At 71.0% G+C, this 18,253-nt stretch carries 17 protein-coding genes; 13 read left to right on the forward strand and 4 right to left on the reverse strand.

The annotated features are described in order from the left end of the window. Positions 1–13: 13 nt before the first annotated feature. Entirely contained in the window at positions 14–1,195 is a 1,182-nt protein-coding gene (locus tag KZ829_RS14035; RefSeq protein WP_220144306.1) for a LolA family protein, read from the reverse strand. Positions 1,196–1,313: 118 nt separating this feature from the next. Between KZ829_RS14035 and KZ829_RS14040 the strand changes: the two genes are divergently transcribed. The 4 genes from KZ829_RS14040 (at position 1,314) to KZ829_RS14055 (ending at position 4,888) form a co-directional block, all read left to right on the forward strand. Beyond that, entirely contained in the window at positions 1,314–2,228 is a 915-nt protein-coding gene (locus KZ829_RS14040; RefSeq protein ID WP_220144307.1) for a dioxygenase family protein, read from the forward strand. A 54-nt stretch (positions 2,229–2,282) separates the two neighbouring features. Continuing rightward, positions 2,283–2,945, forward strand: a complete 663-nt coding sequence (locus tag KZ829_RS14045) for a response regulator transcription factor (RefSeq protein ID WP_220144308.1) — start codon at positions 2,283–2,285, stop codon at positions 2,943–2,945. A 3-nt stretch (positions 2,946–2,948) separates the two neighbouring features. Further along, positions 2,949–4,292, forward strand: coding sequence for a sensor histidine kinase (locus tag KZ829_RS14050; RefSeq protein WP_220144362.1), 1,344 nt, complete (start codon positions 2,949–2,951; stop codon positions 4,290–4,292). An 86-nt stretch (positions 4,293–4,378) separates the two neighbouring features. Then, positions 4,379–4,888 (forward strand): Pr6Pr family membrane protein, encoded by a 510-nt coding sequence (locus tag KZ829_RS14055; RefSeq protein WP_220144309.1) that lies wholly within the window; start codon positions 4,379–4,381, stop codon positions 4,886–4,888. Between the two features lie 72 nt (positions 4,889–4,960). Here the strand turns inward: KZ829_RS14055 and KZ829_RS14060 are convergent, their stop codons facing one another. Then, positions 4,961–5,488, reverse strand: a complete 528-nt coding sequence (locus tag KZ829_RS14060; RefSeq protein ID WP_220144310.1) for a hypothetical protein — start codon at positions 5,486–5,488, stop codon at positions 4,961–4,963. Between the two features lie 1,023 nt (positions 5,489–6,511). Here KZ829_RS14060 and KZ829_RS44480 point away from each other — a divergent pair. Beyond that, positions 6,512–7,717 carry a cytochrome P450 gene (locus KZ829_RS44480; protein WP_220144311.1) on the forward strand — a complete coding sequence of 402 codons (1,206 nt, stop codon included), beginning with the start codon at positions 6,512–6,514 and terminating at the stop codon, positions 7,715–7,717. 43 nt (positions 7,718–7,760) lie between these two features. Here KZ829_RS44480 and KZ829_RS14070 read toward each other — a convergent pair whose 3' ends face one another. Beyond that, a complete protein-coding gene (locus KZ829_RS14070) occupies positions 7,761–8,843 on the reverse strand; it encodes a lipocalin-like domain-containing protein (RefSeq protein ID WP_220144312.1) in 1,083 nt (360 codons plus the stop codon). A 279-nt stretch (positions 8,844–9,122) separates the two neighbouring features. Between KZ829_RS14070 and KZ829_RS14075 the strand changes: the two genes are divergently transcribed. Genes KZ829_RS14075 through KZ829_RS14105 form a run of 7 tightly spaced genes read left to right on the forward strand, consistent with a single transcriptional unit; the run spans position 9,123 to position 16,699 of the window. Beyond that, on the forward strand, positions 9,123–10,211 hold the full coding sequence (locus tag KZ829_RS14075; protein ID WP_220144313.1) for a polyprenyl synthetase family protein: 1,089 nt from the start codon (positions 9,123–9,125) through the stop codon (positions 10,209–10,211). Then, positions 10,211–11,251: a mevalonate kinase gene (mvk, locus tag KZ829_RS14080; RefSeq protein WP_220144314.1), complete on the forward strand. Its 1,041-nt coding sequence runs from the start codon at positions 10,211–10,213 to the stop codon at positions 11,249–11,251. The genes KZ829_RS14075 and mvk overlap by 1 nt, the downstream gene beginning before the upstream one ends. Beyond that, positions 11,241–12,263, forward strand: coding sequence for a diphosphomevalonate decarboxylase (gene mvaD / locus KZ829_RS14085; protein ID WP_220144315.1), 1,023 nt, complete (start codon positions 11,241–11,243; stop codon positions 12,261–12,263). Before mvk ends, mvaD begins: the two co-directional genes overlap by 11 nt. Continuing rightward, a complete protein-coding gene (locus KZ829_RS14090; RefSeq protein ID WP_220144316.1) occupies positions 12,260–13,375 on the forward strand; it encodes a phosphomevalonate kinase in 1,116 nt (371 codons plus the stop codon). The genes mvaD and KZ829_RS14090 overlap by 4 nt, the downstream gene beginning before the upstream one ends. Next, positions 13,372–14,463, forward strand: a complete 1,092-nt coding sequence (gene fni, locus KZ829_RS14095; RefSeq protein ID WP_220144317.1) for a type 2 isopentenyl-diphosphate Delta-isomerase — start codon at positions 13,372–13,374, stop codon at positions 14,461–14,463. The genes KZ829_RS14090 and fni overlap by 4 nt, the downstream gene beginning before the upstream one ends. Further along, the gene (locus tag KZ829_RS14100; protein WP_220144318.1) at positions 14,460–15,521 is read left to right on the forward strand and encodes a hydroxymethylglutaryl-coenzyme A reductase family protein; all 1,062 of its coding nucleotides are present in this window, start codon (positions 14,460–14,462) and stop codon (positions 15,519–15,521) included. Before fni ends, KZ829_RS14100 begins: the two co-directional genes overlap by 4 nt. Positions 15,522–15,523: 2 nt before the next feature. After that, positions 15,524–16,699, forward strand: coding sequence for a hydroxymethylglutaryl-CoA synthase (locus KZ829_RS14105; protein ID WP_220144319.1), 1,176 nt, complete (start codon positions 15,524–15,526; stop codon positions 16,697–16,699). Positions 16,700–16,710: 11 nt separating this feature from the next. Here KZ829_RS14105 and KZ829_RS14110 read toward each other — a convergent pair whose 3' ends face one another. Continuing rightward, the gene (locus tag KZ829_RS14110; RefSeq protein ID WP_220144320.1) at positions 16,711–17,067 is read right to left on the reverse strand and encodes a winged helix-turn-helix transcriptional regulator; all 357 of its coding nucleotides are present in this window, start codon (positions 17,065–17,067) and stop codon (positions 16,711–16,713) included. 73 nt (positions 17,068–17,140) lie between these two features. On the opposite strand from KZ829_RS14110, the gene KZ829_RS14115 reads away from it, so the two are divergent. Next, complete coding sequence (locus KZ829_RS14115) at positions 17,141–18,184, forward strand: 3-oxoacyl-ACP synthase III family protein (RefSeq protein WP_220144321.1); 1,044 nt, start codon at positions 17,141–17,143, stop codon at positions 18,182–18,184. Positions 18,185–18,253: the final 69 nt, after the last annotated feature.

Below are 18,253 nucleotides of genomic sequence, written 5' to 3' on the forward strand. Positions count from 1 at the left end.
TGCGTGTAGCTGACTACTTGGCGGCCGCCGCGTACAGCGCCTCCGGCGAGACCAGCCCGCCGAGCACCCGTCCGTCGTCGGTCAGCAGCACGCTGAACAGCGAGCTGCGGAGCAACCGGCCCTTGCCCCAGGCGCCCTCGACCTTCTCCAGGGTGCCGAGGAACTGCTCGGCGACCTGACCCGCCTGGGCTTCCTCGGGCGAGGAGGACGAGGAGGACGTGGCGCCCTCCAGTTCGTCGAGCACCGGCGCCTTCCCGACCACGATCGTCGTCCAGCCCTCGCCGATGACCTTGACGTCATCACCGGCCGGAGAACCGGCCGGAGCGCCGGGGACGGACGGCTTGGCCGGAACGCCCGGAGCGCCCGGAGCCGCCTTGTCGGAGTGGTCGGCGATACCACCCTCGCTGACCTTCGCACCCGGCGGCGGGTTGAAGCTGAACTGGTCGTCCGCCGGAACCTCGAAGGTGATCTGCTCGAACGCCACCCGGAACGCGGGCTTGCTGGTGTTCTTCGCGTAGACGTCCACCCGCAGCGGGATGTGCTGCTCGGCGTCGATCGCCAGGCGCACCTGCCCGACCAGCGACTCGGTGTCCCGCGGGCTGAGCACCAGCTCGTACGCGTCCCGCCCGGCCACCTCGGCGGCGCCGGTCGTCTCCACCTTGGTGCTCTCGTCGATCGCGGCGAGCGCGGCCTCGGCGGCCTCCTGCGGTGTCGCCGGCACCCCGGCCGGCACCTTGTCCGGCTTCCCGCCCACGTCGGCGGGGAGCTTCACGTGCGTACCGGTGTTGTCCTTGCTGCTCCAGATCCATACGTCGGAGCCGTTGCGGATCACGTCGGTCTCGCCGCTCGTGCCGAGCAGCGCGAACCGCGCCTTGTCCTCACCCGCGTACCAGACGCGGGCGGTGTTGCTTCCGGCGATCAGGCTGGTCAGGTTGCCGCCACCTCCGGAGACGTTGCCGAGCAGCCCCGCGATGCCCGGAAGCCCCAGGTCGGCGCTCTGCACCAGGGTGCCGGACAGACCCTCCGGATCGGCGCTCTGCAGGTCGACGAGCAACTGTGCGGCACTGCGCTCCGGCAGTGCGGGGTCGGCGTTCGCCACGATCGTCCCGGCCGCTGCGCCGCCCCCGATGACCGCCACCGCCGCAGCCGACGGGACCAGCCAGCGCAGCGCCGGCCTGGACCTCAACACGGACACGATGTCCACCTCCCGAATCTCTGGGGCAATCGTGCGCCGGGGCCGCTGTGATCCTGCTGAGAAGCTCCCCTAGGGGTTCGCCGCCGATATAGCGTTATGTGCGACATAGGGGATATTCATGGCTTCCGATCAGGGGCGTCCACTGCCCCGGCCCGGCGTGGACATTCTCCACCAGGGTCTGGCCTTCGACCTGGCCACCATGCGCCGCCGTCAGGCGCTGCGCGTCTTCGGGCTGGGCGCGGTAGCCCTCGGGCTCGGCGGCTGCGGCGACGATGAGCAGACGCCGATCACCGAGACCGGCACGGTGATCGGCGAGATCCCCGACGAGACCGCCGGTCCCTACCCGGGCGACGGCTCGAACGGGCCCGACGTGCTGACCCGGAGCGGCGTGGTCCGCAGTGACATCCGGTCCAGCTTCGGCAGCTCCACCACCCGTGCCGAGGGCATCCCGATGACCCTCATCCTCGCCATCCAGGATCTGGCCGGCGGCGGCGCCCCCTTCGCCGGCGTGGCCGTCTACGTGTGGCACTGCGACCGGGCCGGCGCCTACTCGCTCTACTCCGAGGGCATCACCGGCGAGAACTACCTGCGCGGCGTCCAGATCGCCGACGACCGTGGCGAGGTGACCTTCACCAGCATCTTCCCGGCCTGCTACAGCGGCCGGTGGCCGCACGTCCACTTCGAGGTCTACCCCGACCAGGCGAGCATCTCCGATGCCTCGAACGCCATCGCCACGTCGCAGGTCGCGCTTCCGGAGAACATCTGCGAGGAGGCATACACCCAGACCGGGTACGAGGCCTCGGTCACCGATCTCGCCCAGGTCTCGCTGGACGGCGACAACGTGTTCGGCGACGACTCCGGCGCGCTCCAGCTGGCCACCGTGACCGGCGACGCGATGAGCGGCTACACGGTCACGCTGGAGGTGGGTGTCGACACCACGACCACCCCGACGGGTGGCCGGCTCACCGGAGACGGTGTCCCGTCCGGAGCGCCACCGAGCGGCGGGCCGGGTGGGCCGCCGCCGAGCCGCTGAGAAGTCGCTGAGAGTGCCTGACAATCGCGTGCCCCGGCGTGCCAAGGTGTGGGGGTGCGGTTGCTGGTGGTGGAGGACGAGGCGCGGTTGGCCGCCGCGCTACGGCGTGGCCTGCAGGCCGAGGGCTTCGCGGTGGACATCGCCGCCGACGGCCAGGACGGTCTCGAGATGGCCCGCCACGGTGGATACGACGCGATGATCCTGGACGTGATGCTGCCCCGCCTCTCCGGCTACCGGGTGGTGCGCCAGCTGCGCGCCGAGCGGCACTGGCTGCCGGTGCTCATGCTGAGCGCCAAGGACGGGGAGTACGACCAGGCCGACGGCCTCGACTGCGGCGCCGACGACTATCTGACCAAGCCCTTCTCGTACGTCGTGCTGTTGGCCCGTCTCCGCGCCCTGCTGCGCCGCGGCGCCCAGGCCCGTCCCGTCGTGCTCGCGTTCGGTGATGTCGAACTCGATCCGGCGGAACGCCGGGTCCTGGTCCGCGGCGACGAGGTGACCCTGACCGCCCGCGAGTTCGCCCTGCTGGAGTACCTGATGCGCCATCCCGGCCAGGTCGTCTCCAAGACCGAGCTGCTCGACCACGTGTGGGATGCCGCGCTCGAGACCGCGCCGAACGCGGTCGAGGTCTACGTCGGCTACCTGCGCCGCAAGATCGGCCGGGAGCGGCTGGAGACGGTCCGCGGCGCCGGTTACCGGCTGGCGATAGTCGAGTAGATGATGCGCCGCGTCAAGGAGCTGAGCCTGCGGGCACGGCTGCTGCTCGTCTCCCTCGCCGGCCTCGTCTTCGGCCTGTCCGCCGGCGCCGTCCTGCTGATCGCCGTCCTGGGATACGCCCAGGTCCGCTCGGTGCAGAGCGAGGCGATGGCCACCGCCCGCGGCGTGGCGGCGCTCGTCGACCAGGGTGCGCTGCCGAACCCGATCCCGGTCACCCCGGGCGTGCAGGTGCAGGTCATCGACGAGGACAACAGGGTGCTCGCCTCGTCGGCCACCGCGGACGACCTCACCCCCATGCTCGGCGCCGCGGAGCTCGCCCACATGCGCGACGGCGAGGGCCGGCAGATCCCCGGCCACCTGATCCACGACCAGGGCAAGGCCCGTGTCGTCCAGCTCACCGCCGGTCCGCCGACCGCGCCGGTCCGCATCCTGGTGGCCCGTTCCATCGACCACGTCACGCAGAACCTGCACATCCTGCGGATCACCCTGCTGATCCTGTTCCCGCTGCTGGCCGCGCTGCTGGCGGCCGGGCTGTGGCGGGCGCTCGGCGCGGCGCTGCGGCCGGTCGACGCGCTGCGGGCCGGCGCCGAGGAGATCACCGGCGGCACCCGGGCCGGCCGGCTGCCGGTGCCGGACTCCCGCGACGAGGTCCACCGGCTGGCCGTGACGCTCAACGACATGCTGCACCGGCTCGACGCGGCCCGTGCACGGCAGCGCGCGTTCGTCGCCGACGCCGCACACGAGCTGCGCAGCCCGCTCACCAACATCCGTACCGAACTGGAGGTCGCGCAGCACCTGCCGGACGACACCGACTGGCCGGCGCTCACCGATGATCTCCTGGCCGACGTGCAGCGGCTGTCCCGCCTGGTCGACGACCTGCTGCTGCTGGCCCGTTCGGACGAGGGCGTCCCCGCCACCCGCCTCGAGAGGATCGATCTCGCCCAGTTCGTCGGCGAGGCGGCGCTGCGTTACCCCGATGTGGAGTACCAGGATCCGGGCGTGCCGCTGCCCACGCTCGCCGAGCCGGACGCGCTGGCCCGCGTGGTGACCAACCTGCTGGACAACGCGGAGCGGCACAAACGCGAGAAGGTGACGGTCAGCGCCGCCGCCGCCGGCGGGCACCTGCTCGTCGTGGTCACCGACGACGGCCCCGGCATCCCGGAACACGACCGGGAGCGGGTTTTCCAGCGCTTCACCCGCCTCGACGACGCCCGGGCCCGCGACGCGGGCGGCTCCGGGCTCGGCCTCGCCATCGTCCGCGAGCTGGTCCGCCGGCATCGCGGTTCGGTCACCCTCGGCGACAATCACCCCGGTCTCCGAGTCGAGGTACGCCTACCGAAAGCGTGACCACCCGCGTTACCCTTCCGCGGCGAGTTCGGTGAGGGGCGGGGAAGTCATGAGATCCCGGATCTGGCGCCGTCACGGCCCTCGCCGTGAACCCGCGCCGCGACGGCCGGGTGTGGCGGGTGATCCGCCTCGACGCCCTGCTCGGCATCGTGATCACCGGCATCGTCTACAGCACGATCCTGGCCGGGCAGGTCGAGTTGCACGGCGCCGCCTACCTGGCCGACCTGGGCTTCCACTACATCGCCCCGTGGGCGGCCCTGCTCGGCTGGCTCCTGTTCGGCCCGCACCAGCGCATCGACGCCCGCACCATGGCGTGGGCTTCCCTGTGGCCCCTGCTGTGGATCACCTACACCCTGGCACACGGCGCCGCCACCGACTGGTACCCGTACCCGTTCTCCGACGTCTCCCGCTGGGGTTACCCGGCGGTTCTGATCAACCTGGGCGCCGTCGTCCTCATCGCTTCTCTGTTGGGTGCCGTGCTGCGCGTCCTCGACACACGTCTGGCCGGCGGATCGCCGACCGTGCCCGAGGCAGCGGCCGCAGCCGTGCCGAGGTTGGGTTCCGGTGCGGAGTCCATGCCTCACCGCGACACGTGATGCCCTCCGTCAACGGGCAGCACGGCGATCGGCCGACCCGCTCGCGCGTCTGGTCCTCGAGGGTTGGTCCGGTCATGCCGGCTCGATTCCGAGTTCCCGGATCAGGATCGACAGGGCGGCCGGATCGGCGAAGATGTACCCGGACTGGTCGTCGGAGTCGTTGACCTCGACGAACACCCGTGGGTCCGTGTCGTCGCGGGGCGCCAGCCGGTCGGCGATCTCGAAGACCATCAGCGTGTCGATGTACCGGTCGCACTGGTGCTCCAGGTGCCACACGAGTTCGTCACCGTTGACCAGCATCCGGATGCGCTCGCCGTCGGCTGTGTCGAGGAGCTCCACGTCGGTGATGGTCACCGCGCCTCCGCTGCTGGCGGCGAACCGGCCGAACAGGTCCCGATAGCCCTCCAGGAGGCCGTCCACTTTCGGGTGTACCCGAACGCCGGCGCCCCATTCCTCCATCATGTCGATGAGCGCACCGGCGATGTCCCTGCCGTAGTAGGACCACGGCCGCTCGCGCAGGTCGTCCTCGGCCGGCCCAACCACTGCGACGATGCCGAGCTCCATCGCCCGGTCCGCCACCTGTCCCACTGTCGTCAACATCGCCATAGGTCTCCTCCGGCGTCCGCGTGTTCCGGGCGATGGTAGCGGGCGGACGCGGCCGAGTCCGGCGCGCTCATTTGCCGTGCGGTGTGCCCGCGGGCTCCCGGCACTCCAGAACTGACGTCACCCTGCGTATCGGCCCCGTCGTGATACGGAATGCGTCCTGTCGATCCGCGGGCCGTGGCCGGCCTCGGAACCAGCGGAGACGCCATGACGTCTCATAGCGGTGATGATGCGACTTCGGCTTTCCTCGGTCTTGGTGTCGGCGTCTCTGGCGTCTCCGATGTCAGCTTGTGCGACCTCCGCCAATCCATCCGCAGCTGGATCCGATGGGAACGTCCGGACCGAAGCCAGTTCACCGGCGAGGACGAGCGCACCCGGCGAAGCTGCTGCTGTCTGGTTCCTCAAGCCAAACCAGAGTCTCAAGAAATCGTCCACGAGGTTCACCGCGTTCGTCTCACGGCTGGAGTGCAACAGTGGGGTCACGGGGCAGGTTCTGGCCCCGGAAATCCACAGGGGCGAGTCGGAGGTCGTGGTGACTTTCATGGTCGCGCCGATGAATCCTGCCGCTGCGAGGTGCCCCGGCAACGATCAGGTTTCCTACGAAGTCGATCTCGGTGAACCACTTCAGGGCAGAACACTTGTCGATGGTCAGTGCCGGCCTGGCGGGGAAGCAGTGAACACATCGTTCTGCGCTCCTGACGCCACGCGCTTCAGGCCTTGATCCCGGCCGTGCTGATCGCGGCGCCGCTGGGGACGGTGCTGCCCGGCCACCGATCTGAGCCCGGCGGGCGCGGCAAAGGCGGGAGCGGGCAGCGAGATCGCGCCGACCGGACGGAACGGTCGTGATATGGCGGGGCGGCGTCACGCGTACGAGAAAAGGGGCGGAAGCGAAACGCGGACCTCGACCACAAAAAGGTCGGCAAGGATCTGCTATCCGGCCGCCCGGCGGGGAGCATCTTCTTGTCATTGTTCGGTCAGTGCGCGCCTACCTAACGTGAGGTGATCGACAAGGAGGCGGTTGTGCCCGAAACACAGGAGATTCAGCGGTTCCCGTTCGCCACGGCGTTGCCGGCGGAGCCCGCCCCACGATATGCGGAGTTGCGGAACACGGAGCCCGTCTCGCCCGTGCTGCTGCCGACCGGGCACGCGGGCTGGGTGGTCACCCGCTACGACGACGTCCGGGCGGTCTGTACCGATGCGCGGTTCAGCAAGCAGGCGGTGACCGAGCCCGGTGCGCCGCGCCTGCTGCCGATCTTCCAGGACCTCAAGTCCATCGTGGTGATGGACGCACCGGAGCACACCCGGCTGCGCAAGCTGGTGGTGAAGGCGTTCAGTGCCCGGCGGGTGGAGAGCCTCCGGCCGTACATGCGGCAGGTGACCGAGGAGCTGATCGCGGCGATGACCGCGGGCCCCTCGGAGGCCGACGTGGTCGCCGCGGTGGCCATGCCGTTGCCGATCAAGGTGATCTGCGAGTTGCTGGGTGTGCCGTTCCAGGACCGTGAACAGTTCCGGATCTGGGGCGACGCGGTCGTCGGGCTATCCGGCTCGGCGGGTGGCCCGGACGCGGTGAAGGAGGCGGCCGTTCAGCTGTTCGGCTATCTTGACGCGCTGATCGACAGCAAGCGCCGCACACCGGCCGATGACCTGCTCACCGCCCTCCTGGCCGCGCACGAGGCGGACGACCGGTTGTCCGCCGAGGAGTTGCGGGTCTTCGCGCTCACGCTGCTGATGGCCGGCTACCACACCACGGCGAGCGCGATCAGCCAGGCGCTGTTCCACCTGTTGCGCCGGCCGGAGAGCTACCGTTCGCTGGTTGGCGCGCCGGCCGAGGTGCTGGACCGTGCTCTGGAGGAGCTGCTGCGCTACAGCCAGGTGGCCAACGGGCTGGGCGCGATGCGGATCGCGCTGGAGGACGTGGAGCTGTCCGGTGTGCTCATCCGCAAGGGCGACGCCGTGGTGCCGGCGTTCGGATCGGCCAACCGGGACGGCGCCGTCTTCCCCGACGCGGACCGCCTCGTCCTCGACCGGCAGGACAACCCGCACATCTCCTTCGGGGCCGGCATCCACTACTGCCTCGGCGCCCAGCTCGCCCGGGCGGAGATGCAGATCCTGCTGGCCACCCTCACCGAGCGGCTGCCGACCCTGGCCCTGGTGAACCCGGACGACCCGCTGACCTGGACCACACCGGCCTTCCCCCGGCCCGCCGAGATGCTCGTGCGGTGGTGACCCGGAGCCGGCCGGGCCGCGACGGCCCGGCCGGCTCTCCGGGCTACCTCCAGTCGCCCAGCATCTCGACGTGCACCAGGGCCCGCGCCGGCCGGCCACGGTACGTCCCGGTCGCGGTGGCCGCCCCCTCGTAGACCCCGGACGCGGCACTGGTGCGCACGATCTCCTGCGCCCGGGGACGCGCGTCCACCACGAGCCTGGTGTCGATCGACGGGATGCGCACCACCCACTGGGTCGGGAACCGCTTGCCGGTCACCGGGCTCGTCCAGAAGGCGCCCGCGTCCTCGGCTAGCGGCACCAGTTCGGCGACCTCGATGCGGCCGTCGGGGTGCAGCACGGTCGCGGCGTGGTCCTCGTCGACGGTGGAGTAGTTGTCCAGCAGCGCGATCCGGTCGCCGTTGTCCAGGGTGACGGCCATCCACGTCCACTTCTTGAACTTGGAGAAGTCGCCGGCGAAGTACTGATGGTCCATCCAGGCCGTACCGGTCACCGGGTACTTCTTACCGTCCAGCGTGAGTGTCCCGGCGGCGGCGAGGTACGGCAGCTCGATGTTGTAGGTGGTCGTTCCCCACAGCGGGATGAGCCCGGTGCCGCCGAAGTACAGCGCCGGCCCGGTGGCCCGGATGCCGAGGTCGATGTCGGCGTTCGGCAGGACTCCGCGCAGTGACAGCGCGTCGAGTGTGCCGGTCAGCGACCCGGTCGGCATGCGCACCGCGATCTCCGACCCGGAGGCGCTGACCTGGTCCAGCGGAAAGCTGCTCCACTTCTGGTGGAAGGCGCCGGTGTTCAGGTCGGTGACGGCGATGTTGGTCTCCGCCGTGTTCTTACCGACGGTGAACGCCACCTGGTAGGCGAACTGGTGCGGGCCCGCACACAGGTGGCCGACGAAATACCAGCCCTCCCAGCCGATCCCGGGGTGGGCGGCCAGATCGCCGGGCAGTTTCGGGAACGTCGGGAAAGCGGGATCGGCCGGCACCGCGGTCGGCGCGGCGCCGGCCGTGCAGGCGATCCTCTTGAACGGGTCGGCGGAGCTCTCTTCCGCGGCGGAACCGCGCACCGGTGCCAGCACGATCAGCGCGGCAACCCCTGATGCCGTGATTCTTCGCCAACTCTTGGCGTACTCCATGTCAATTCCTCCCCGTAAGCGTGCGGCAGCCCCGCGCTTTTTCGTCGCGGCCTGCGGCAGGTGAATCCATTGATGCGGCGCCGAATGCGCCCGGGCCAGGGTAGGAGCGGCTCCGGCGGGCCGCCAATAGCAATTTACTGTCGGGCGGCACCGGGCCGTACCCTCACCGAACCGAACCCCGTACAAAACTCATTTCCGCATTGACGCTCGCCGAGCGTGGCTAAAAGACTCGGAGCAACAACCCGGATTCATGGGAGTCCGCAATCGGGAGATGAGAGCATGACCGCCACCTATCTCGAAGTGGCCGCCGCCACGGCCGCCGTCGATGTCGCGATCAGGAACTTCTTCATCGAACGCCGTGCCGAGGCCGCCGCGCTCGGACCGGACTTCGCGGTGATGGTCGGCGATCTGGAGAGTTTCGTGCTGCGCGGCGGCAAGCGCATCCGGCCGACCTTCGCCTGGCTGGGCTGGATCGGTGCGGGCGGGGACCCGGAGGACCCGGGCGCCGAGGCGGTGCTGAGCGCCTGCTCCGGTTTCGAGCTGCTGCACGCGGCCGGCCTGATCCACGACGACATCATCGACGCGTCCCGGACCCGGCGCGGGCATCCCGCCGCGCACATCACGTACGCCGAACGGCACCGGGCGAGCCGCTTCTCCGGTGACTCGCAGATCTTCGGCACGGGCACCGCCATCCTGATCGGCGATCTGGCCCTGATCTGGGCCGACGTCCTGGTCCGGGGGTCCCGGCTGCCGGCCGACGCGCAGGCCCGGGTGTCGCCGGTGTGGTCCGCGGTGCGTTCCGAGGTGATGTACGGCCAGCTGCTCGACCTGATCAGCCAGGCCCGTGACGACGAGGACGTCGACGCGGCGCTGCGCGTGAACCGGTACAAGACGGCCTCGTACACGGTGGAACGTCCGTTGCAGTTCGGGGCGGCCATCGCCGGCGCCCCGGCCGACCTGATCACGGCGTACCGGAGTTTCGGCGCCGGTCTGGGGATCGCGTTCCAGCTCCGCGACGACCTGCTCGGTGTCTTCGGCGATCCCGAGGTGACCGGCAAGCCGTCCGGTGACGACCTGCGCGAGGGCAAGCGGACGGTGCTGCTCGCGACCGCGCTGAAGCTGGCCGACGAACAGGACCCGGAGGCGGCGGCCTTCCTGCGGGCGAGTGTCGGCACCGACATCTCCGAGGCGGACCTCGCCCGGATCCGCGCCGTCCTCGTCGACGTCGGCGCGGTCGAGCAGACCGAGCGGCAGATCGCGCGGCGCACCGACGAGGCGGTGGCCGTGCTGGAGGCGAGCAGCGCCGCCGGCCCCGCGAAACATCAGCTCGCCGAAATGGCGATCAAGGTGACGCAGCGGGCCCTGTGATGTCGTCGACGGATCTGGTCACCTTCCCCGGCCGCGGTGGCACGGGCGCCGAGTCCGGTCGCCCCGGTGTCGGCCGCGCGCACGGCAAAGCCATCCTGCTCGGCGAGCACGCCGTCGTGTACGGCGCTCCGGCGCTGGTCATGCCGATGCCGCAACTGACCGTCACGGTGCACGCGACACGGTTCGCGTGCCCGGGCGACGGCGCGGACAAGATCTCCTTCGCGATCGCGGGGCAGCATCCCGCACCGGTGACGCCGCTGGTCACCGACGGTTTGCGGTACCTGGTGGAGAAGTTCAGGGAGAGGGCCGCCGTCGCCGGGCGCATGTGTGCTGACGTGCTCATCGACTCCGGCATCCCGCAGGGCCGTGGGCTCGGCTCCAGCGCCGCGTGCGCCCGGGCGGCGGTGCTCGCCCTGGCGGACGCCTTCGGCCGCCCGCTGGACGCCGCCGCGGTCTACGACCTCGTGCAGGCGTCGGAGACGGTGGCGCACGGCCGGGCGAGCGGCATCGACGCGCTCGCCACCGGGGCGACGGCCCCGCTGCTCTTCCGTGGCGGCAGCGCCCGGGAGCTGCCGATCACCATGTCCGGCGGGCCGTCCCGTTTCGACGGTGTCTTCATCGTCGCGGACAGCGGCGCCGGGGGCAGCACCAAGGAGGCGGTGGAGCTGTTGCGGGATCGGTTCGAACAGGACGAGAAGATCAAAGAAGCATTCGTACGCCGGGTGTCGGAGCTGACGACCGCGGCGCTGCGCGATCTCGACGACGGCCGGCTGACCGGGTTCGGCGCCCGCCTGACCGAGAACCACCGGTTGCTCCGCGATCTCGGGATCAGCACGGAGCCGATCGACGCGATGGTCGAAGCGGCGCTGGCCGCCGGTGGCCTGGGCGCCAAGATCACTGGCGGTGGGCTGGGTGGCTGCATGATCGCGCTGGCCGGCGACCCGGGCCAGGCGGAAGCGGTCGCGCACGGCATCGAGGCGGCCGGCGCGGTGAGGACCTGGGTCGTACCGGTGGGGAGGTTCGCCAGCCATGACCGTTGACAACCAGTTGAAAGCCGCTGCCGCGACCGCGGTGGCCCATCCGAACATCGCGCTGATCAAGTACTGGGGCAAGAGCGACGAGCGCCTGATGATCCCGTACGTCGACAGCCTGTCGATGACCCTGGACATCCTCCCCACCGTCACCACCGTCGCGCTCGGCACGGAGGAGCGGACCGATCGGGTCACCCTCGACGGCTCACCCGCGAAGGGCGACTTCCGGCAGCGCGTCGTCACCTTCCTCGACCTGCTGCGGGCGATGGCCGGGCGCGACGAGCGGGCCGTCGTCGACACCCGCAACGTGGTGCCCACCGGGGCCGGGCTCGCCTCCTCGGCGAGCGGGTTCGCCGCGCTGGCCATGGCGGGCGCCGCCGCGTACGGTCTCGATCTCGATCCCACCGCTCTCTCCCGGCTGGCACGGCGGGGCTCGGCGTCGGCCTCCCGGTCGATCTTCGGCGGCTTCGCGATCTGCCACGCCGGTCAGGGTGGCGGTGAGGCCGCCGACCGGAGCGCCTTCGCCGAGCCGGTGCCCGTCACCGGCCTGGACCCGGCGCTGGTGATCGCGCTGGTCAACGCGGGCCCCAAAGCGGTGTCCAGCCGGGAGGCGATGCGGCGTACCGTCGCCACGTCACCGCTCTACCAGTCCTGGGCGGCGTCCAGCAAGATCGACCTGGCCGAGATGCGGGGCGCGCTGCACCGCGGCGATCTGGCGGCGGTGGGTGAGATCGCCGAGCGCAACGCGCTCGGCATGCACGCCACGATGCTGGCCGCACGCCCCGCGGTGCGATACCTGTCGCCGGACACCGTGACCGTGCTCGACAGCGTCCTGCGCCTGCGGGCGGACGGCGTCGCGGCCTACGCGACCATGGACGCCGGACCGAACGTCAAGGTGCTCTGCCACCGGGCGGACGCCGTGCGGGTGGCCGACGCGGTGCGTGCCGCCGTACCGGACTGCTCGGTCCTCACCGCCGGTCCGGGCCCGGCCGCCCTGCTGCGGACGGAGGCCGGCCGGTGAGCGGCCCGCCCCCGGTCCGCTCGGACGCGCCGGGAAAGCTGTTCGTCGCGGGCGAGTACGCGGTGATGGAACCGGGCCACCCGGCGATCCTGATCGCCGTCGACCGGCAGGTGAGCGTCACCGTCTCCACACCGGACGGCGCCGACGTCGTGATCGACTCCGACCTGAACCCGGCCGAGACGCGACTGGACCGGCGAGGTGGCGACCTCGTGCCGGCCGGCGCGGACGCGGTGAAGGCACCCGAGGGGCTCGGCCATGTGCTGTCGGCGCTCGGCGTGGTCGGTGAACTGCTGACCGAACGCGGGTCGCGGATGCCCGCCGTGCACCTGTCGATCCGCAGCCGCCTGCACCGCGACGGCCTCAAGTTCGGCCTGGGCTCGAGCGGCGCCGTCACGGTGGCGGTGGTGACGGCGGTGGCGTCGTACTGCGGCGTGGAGTTGTCCCCCGAACAGCGGTACCGGCTCGCGATGCTGGCGACGGCACGGCACGATGCCGGCTCGTCCGGTGGTGACCTGGCCGCCAGCGTGTGGGGTGGCTGGCTCGCGTACCACGCGCCGGACCGGGCCGCCGTCCTCGACCTCGCCGACCGGCGCGGGGTCGGGGAGATGTTGCGCAGCCCGTGGCCGGGATTCTCGGTCCGCCGGCTGGAGCCGCCGCGGGGACTGGCCCTGGAGGTGGGCTGGACGGGCGAGCCCGCCAGCACGTTCTCCCTGGCCCAGCGCCTGGGCTCGCGGGCCTGGCGGGGCAGTGCGGCGCAACGCGGCTTCCTGGCGCGCAGCGACGAGTGCGTGCGGGCCGCGATGGGGGCGCTGGACCGGGGAGACGACCGGGAGCTGCTGGAGCACATCCGGGCCGCCCGCCGGGTGCTCGCCGACCTGGACGACGAGGTCCGGCTGGGCATCTTCACCCCCCGGCTCACGGCGCTGTGCGACGCCGCCGACGCCGTCGGTGGCGCGGCCAAACCGTCGGGCGCCGGCGGCGGCGACTGCGGCATCGCCCTGCTGGACGCCGCCGCCAAACGGGACATCTCACAGCTGCGGAAGGAATGGGTCGCCGCCGGGGTGCTGCCCATGCCGATCCAGGTCCAGCCCACGAAGGGAAGCCCAGAATGATCGCCAACCGGAAGGACGACCACGTCCGTTTCGCCGCCGAGCAGCAGCGCCGCCCCGACGGGCACAACCAGTTCGACGACGTGTCCTTCGTCCACCACGCGCTGGCCGGCATCGACCGTACCGACGTCTCACTGACCACCCGGTTCGGCGGCATCGAATGGCCGGTCCCGCTGTACATCAACGCGATGACCGGCGGCAGCGCCAAGACCGGCCTGATCAACCGCGATCTGGCGATCGCCGCCCACGAGACCGGGGTGCCCATCGCCACCGGGTCGATGAGCGCGTACTTCGCCGACGACGCGGTGGCGGACACGTTCAGCGTGATGCGCCGGGAGAACCCGAAGGGGTTCATCATCGCGAACGTCAACGCCAACGCCACCGTCGACAAGGCCCGCCGGGCGATCGACCTGCTGGAGGCCGACGCCCTCCAGATCCACCTGAACTCCATCCAGGAGACGGTGATGCCGGAGGGCGACCGCGCGTTCTCGTCGTGGGGGCCGCAGATCGGGAGGATCGTGGCCGGCGCCGGCGTACCGGTGATCGTCAAGGAGGTCGGCTTCGGGCTCAGCCGCGAGACCCTGGAACGGCTGCGGGAACTCGGTGTGACGGTGGCCGACGTCGCCGGCAGCGGCGGCACGAACTTCGCGCGGATCGAGAACGACCGGCGGGACCGGGCCGACTACACCTTCCTCAACGGGTGGGGACAGTCCACCCCCGCCTGTCTGCTGGACGCCCAGGGCGCCGGCATCCCGGTGCTCGGGTCGGGCGGGGTACGCCACCCGCTCGACGTCGTACGCGCCCTGGCGCTCGGCGCCTCCGCCGTCGGCGCGTCCGGGCTGTTCCTCACCACCGTGCTCGACGGCGGCCCGCCCGCCCTGATCGCGCTGATCTCCGGATGGCTCGATCAGCTGAAAGCCCTGATGACCGCGCTGGGTTCGCGGAACCCGGCGGAACTGACCCGGTGCGATGTGCTGATCAGCGACGGCCTGCGCGACTTCTGCGCCGACCGGGACATCGACATCCGCCGGCTCGCTACACGCTCCCGGTCGCACCGTGGCGGCCCGGAGCCGATCGGAGGCACACGATGAGCGACACGACATTGACCGCCAGTGTTCCCCTGCGGTGGGTGGGCCCGCTGCACATCACCGGGAACGTGGGAGACATCGAGACGGAGGTCCCGCTCGCCACCTACGAATCGCCACTGTGGCCCTCGGTCGGCCGGGGCGCGAAGATCTCCCGGCTGGTCGGGCCGGGCATCGTCACCACCCTCGTCGACGAGCGCATGACCCGTTCGGTGCTGGTCCGGGCGGAGGACGCGCAGACCGCCTACATGGCCGCGCTGGAGGTCGACGCCCGGCTCGACGAACTGCGGGAGATCGTGCGCACCTGCGGCCGTTTCGTCGAGCTGATCGGCTTCCACCACGAGATCACCGCGCACCTGCTGTATCTCCGCTTCGATTTCACCACCGGCGACGCGTCCGGGCACAACATGGCGACGCTGGCCGCCGACGCGCTCCTCGCGCACATCCTCAAGACCATTCCGGGGATCTCGTACGGCTCGATCTCGGGAAACTACTGCACCGACAAGAAGGCGACCGCGGTCAACGGCATCCTCGGCCGCGGCAAGAACGTCATCACCGAACTGACGATCCCGCGTGACATCGTCCGTGACAACCTGCACACGACGGCCGCCGCGGTCGCCGAGCTCAACGTGCACAAGAACCTGATCGGCACGCTGCTCGCCGGCGGCATCCGCTCGGCCAACGCGCACTACGCGAACATGCTGCTCGGGATCTATCTGGCGACCGGCCAGGACGCCGCCAACATCATCGAGGGCTCGCAGGGCGTGACGGTGGCCGAGGACCGCGACGGCGACCTCTACTTCTCCTGCACCCTGCCGAACCTGATCCTCGGCACCGTCGGCAACGGCAAGGGACTCGACTTCGTCGAGGAGAACCTGGCCCGGCTGGGCTGCCGGGAGGAGCGCGAGCCCGGTGAGAACGCCCGCCGGCTCGCGGTGATCACCGCGGCCACCGTGCTGTGCGGGGAACTGTCCCTGCTCGCGGCGCAGACCAACCCGGGTGAGCTGATGCAGGCGCACGTCCGGTTGGAGCGCGACAACAAGACCGCCAAGATCGGAGAATAGCGATGTCCGCGGATTTCGCCATCGGCCTGCACGACTTCTCGGCAGCGACCGGCCAGTACGTTCTGACGCACGAGACGCTGGCCGCCGAGAACGGCGCCGACGTCGCCAAATACCACAAGGGCATCGGCCAGCGGTCGATGAGCGTGCCCGCCGTCGACGAGGACATCGTGACGATGGCCGCCGCGGCCGCCGCACCCGTCGTCGCCCGGCACGGCGCCGACCAGATCCGGACGGTCCTGTTCGCCACGGAATCCTCCATCGACCAGGCGAAGGCCGCCGGCATCTACGTCCACTCGCTGCTGGGCCTGCCGGCCGGCGCCCGGGTCGTCGAGCTCAAACAGGCCTGCTACAGCGGCACCGCAGCGCTCCAGTTCGCGCTCGGGCTGGTCCACCGGGACCGCTCCGAGCAGGTCCTGGTGATCGCCAGCGACGTCTCGAGGTACGAGCGGGGCACGCCCGGCGAGGCGACCCAGGGTGCCGCCGCGGTGGCCATGCTGGTCAGCGCGGAGCCCGCGCTGATGCGGATCGAGAACCCCTCGGGCATGTTCACCGCCGACATCATGGACTTCTGGCGCCCGAACTACCGCACCACCGCCCTGGTCGACGGGCAGGAGTCCATCTCCGCCTACCTCCAGGCGGTGGAGGGGGCGTGGAAGGACTACACCGAGCGCGGGGGCCGCTCGCTCGACGAGTTCACCGCGTTCTGCTACCACCAGCCGTTCACGAAGATGGCCTACAAGGCGCACCGGCACCTGCTCGACCACTGCGGCTACGACGTCGACGACGGCGAGATCACCCGGGCCATCGGCCAGACGACCGGTTACAACGCCGTCATCGGCAACAGCTACACCGCGTCGGTGTACCTCGCGCTCGCCTCGCTGCTCGACAACGCCGACGACCTGACCGACCGGACCGTCGGCTTCCTCAGCTACGGCTCCGGCAGCGTCGCCGAGTTCTTCGGCGGCACCGTGGTGCCGGGGTATCGCTCACACCTGCGCACCGACATGCACCGGGAGGCGATCGACCGGCGGCAGGAGATCGACTACGCCAAGTACCGGGAGATCCACGACCATTCCTTCCCGGTCGACGGCGGGAACCACGCCGTGCCGAGGGAGACCACCGGCCCCTACCGCCTGGCCGGGCTCGCCGGCCACAAGCGCCTCTACGAGCAGCTGTAGCCGGGCGCTCCTCAGGACCGGGCGGGTGTCCGCGCCGGCTGATCGATGAAGTGGTCGTGGGCCCAGCGGTCGAGCTCCCGCAGCGCCGGCCGCAGCGCCACGCCCCTGTCGGTCAACCTGTACTGGACGCCGAGCGGCGGGCCCTCCAGTACCTCGCGCACCACCAGACCGGACTCCGCCAACTCCGCGAGCCGGGCGGCCAGCATGCGCTCGCCGATGCCGGGGACCGCCTGGCGAAGCTGCCCGAACCGGGCGGGACCGCCGAGCAGGATCGCCAGGATCAGGCCGTTCCACCGCTTGCCGAGGACGGCGAAGACCTGCGTCAGGGCGTCGCTGACGCTCTCGCACTCGTCGTGACCGGCATCCATCCAGCCAGGTTACCCCGGCGGCGCCGTTGCACCCGAAGACCCGGACACCGTACGACCTCGACAAGGGGGAGACATGGGAATCCTGTCGGCAGAGCAGATTGCGCCACGGCACGGCACGACCGTCCGGCTGCCGGGCCGGGTATCGATCGGGATCCTGGCGACGGGCTCCTACCTGCCGGAGACCGAGATCGGCAACGACGAGGTCGCCGTACCGGCCGGAGTGGACGCCGCCTGGATCAGCGAACGGACCGGCATCCTCAGCCGCCGCCGGGCCGCGCCCGACCAGGCGACGTCCGACCTGGCGATCGCCGCGGCCCGCCGGGCGCTGGAGGCGGCGGCGGTGCAGGCCGCGGACCTCCAGCTGATCATCGTCGCCACCTCGACGCCGGACTACCCCCAGCCGTCCACCGCCTCGCTGGTGCAGGGAGCGCTCGGCGCCACCGGTGCCGCCGCCTTCGACATCAACGCCGTGTGCAGCGGGTTCGTCTTCGCGCTCTCGGTGGCGCAGCGCTTCCTGGCGCAGACCGCCGGCGGCCGGGCCCTGGTGATCGGTGCGGACGTCTACTCGCGCATCCTCAACCGCACCGACCGGCGTACCAGCACACTCTTCGGCGACGGGGCCGGAGCCGTGATCCTCGGCGACGTCCCCCCGGAGCGGGGCATGGTGGCCGACCAGCTGGCCAGCTTCGGCGAGTACGCGGATCTCATCCGGGTGCCCGGCGGCGGTAGCCGGACCCCGCTGACCACCGAGGCCCTCGCCGCCGGCCTCCAGCACTTCACCATGCAGGGCCGGGCGGTGCGCGAGTTCGTCGAGAGCTACCTGCCGCCCGCGGTCGCCGGGTTCCTCAAGGACGCGGGGCTGTCCCCGGACGACGTCGATCACGTCATCCCGCACCAGGCCAACGGGCGGATGCTCGACAGCCTGCTGCCGCACCTGGACCTGCCACGGGCCGTGCTGCACCGCACCGTCGAGCGCTACGGCAACACCGGCGCCGCCTCGATCCCGATCACGCTCGACCACGCCAACCGGTCCGGCCGGCTGCGGGCCGGTGACGTGGTGCTGCTCGCCGGTTTCGGCGGCGGGATGGCGACCGGAATCAGCGTCCTGCACTGGTGAGGACAAGCGATTCCCATTCTTTCGAAAAGGCCGGGAAATGGTACGGCCACCCGAACCGATACCCGAACA

This window comes from Actinoplanes hulinensis, assembly GCF_019429605.1.
GTDB lineage: Bacteria > Actinomycetota > Actinomycetes > Mycobacteriales > Micromonosporaceae > Actinoplanes > Actinoplanes campanulatus.

Coding starts and splice junctions, on each gene's coding strand:
- KZ829_RS14060 (WP_220144310.1), bottom strand. CDS start 5,488: ATGTTGACGACAGTGGGACAGGTGGCGGACCGGGCGATGGAGCTCGGC.
- fni (WP_220144317.1), top strand. CDS start 13,372: ATGATCGCCAACCGGAAGGACGACCACGTCCGTTTCGCCGCCGAGCAG.
- KZ829_RS14115 (WP_220144321.1), top strand. CDS start 17,141: ATGGGAATCCTGTCGGCAGAGCAGATTGCGCCACGGCACGGCACGACC.
- KZ829_RS14105 (WP_220144319.1), top strand. CDS start 15,524: ATGTCCGCGGATTTCGCCATCGGCCTGCACGACTTCTCGGCAGCGACC.
- KZ829_RS14100 (WP_220144318.1), top strand. CDS start 14,460: ATGAGCGACACGACATTGACCGCCAGTGTTCCCCTGCGGTGGGTGGGC.
- KZ829_RS14070 (WP_220144312.1), bottom strand. CDS start 8,843: ATGGAGTACGCCAAGAGTTGGCGAAGAATCACGGCATCAGGGGTTGCC.
- KZ829_RS14075 (WP_220144313.1), top strand. CDS start 9,123: ATGACCGCCACCTATCTCGAAGTGGCCGCCGCCACGGCCGCCGTCGAT.
- KZ829_RS14110 (WP_220144320.1), bottom strand. CDS start 17,067: ATGGATGCCGGTCACGACGAGTGCGAGAGCGTCAGCGACGCCCTGACG.
- mvaD (WP_220144315.1), top strand. CDS start 11,241: ATGACCGTTGACAACCAGTTGAAAGCCGCTGCCGCGACCGCGGTGGCC.
- mvk (WP_220144314.1), top strand. CDS start 10,211: ATGTCGTCGACGGATCTGGTCACCTTCCCCGGCCGCGGTGGCACGGGC.
- KZ829_RS14040 (WP_220144307.1), top strand. CDS start 1,314: ATGGCTTCCGATCAGGGGCGTCCACTGCCCCGGCCCGGCGTGGACATT.
- KZ829_RS14050 (WP_220144362.1), top strand. CDS start 2,949: ATGCGCCGCGTCAAGGAGCTGAGCCTGCGGGCACGGCTGCTGCTCGTC.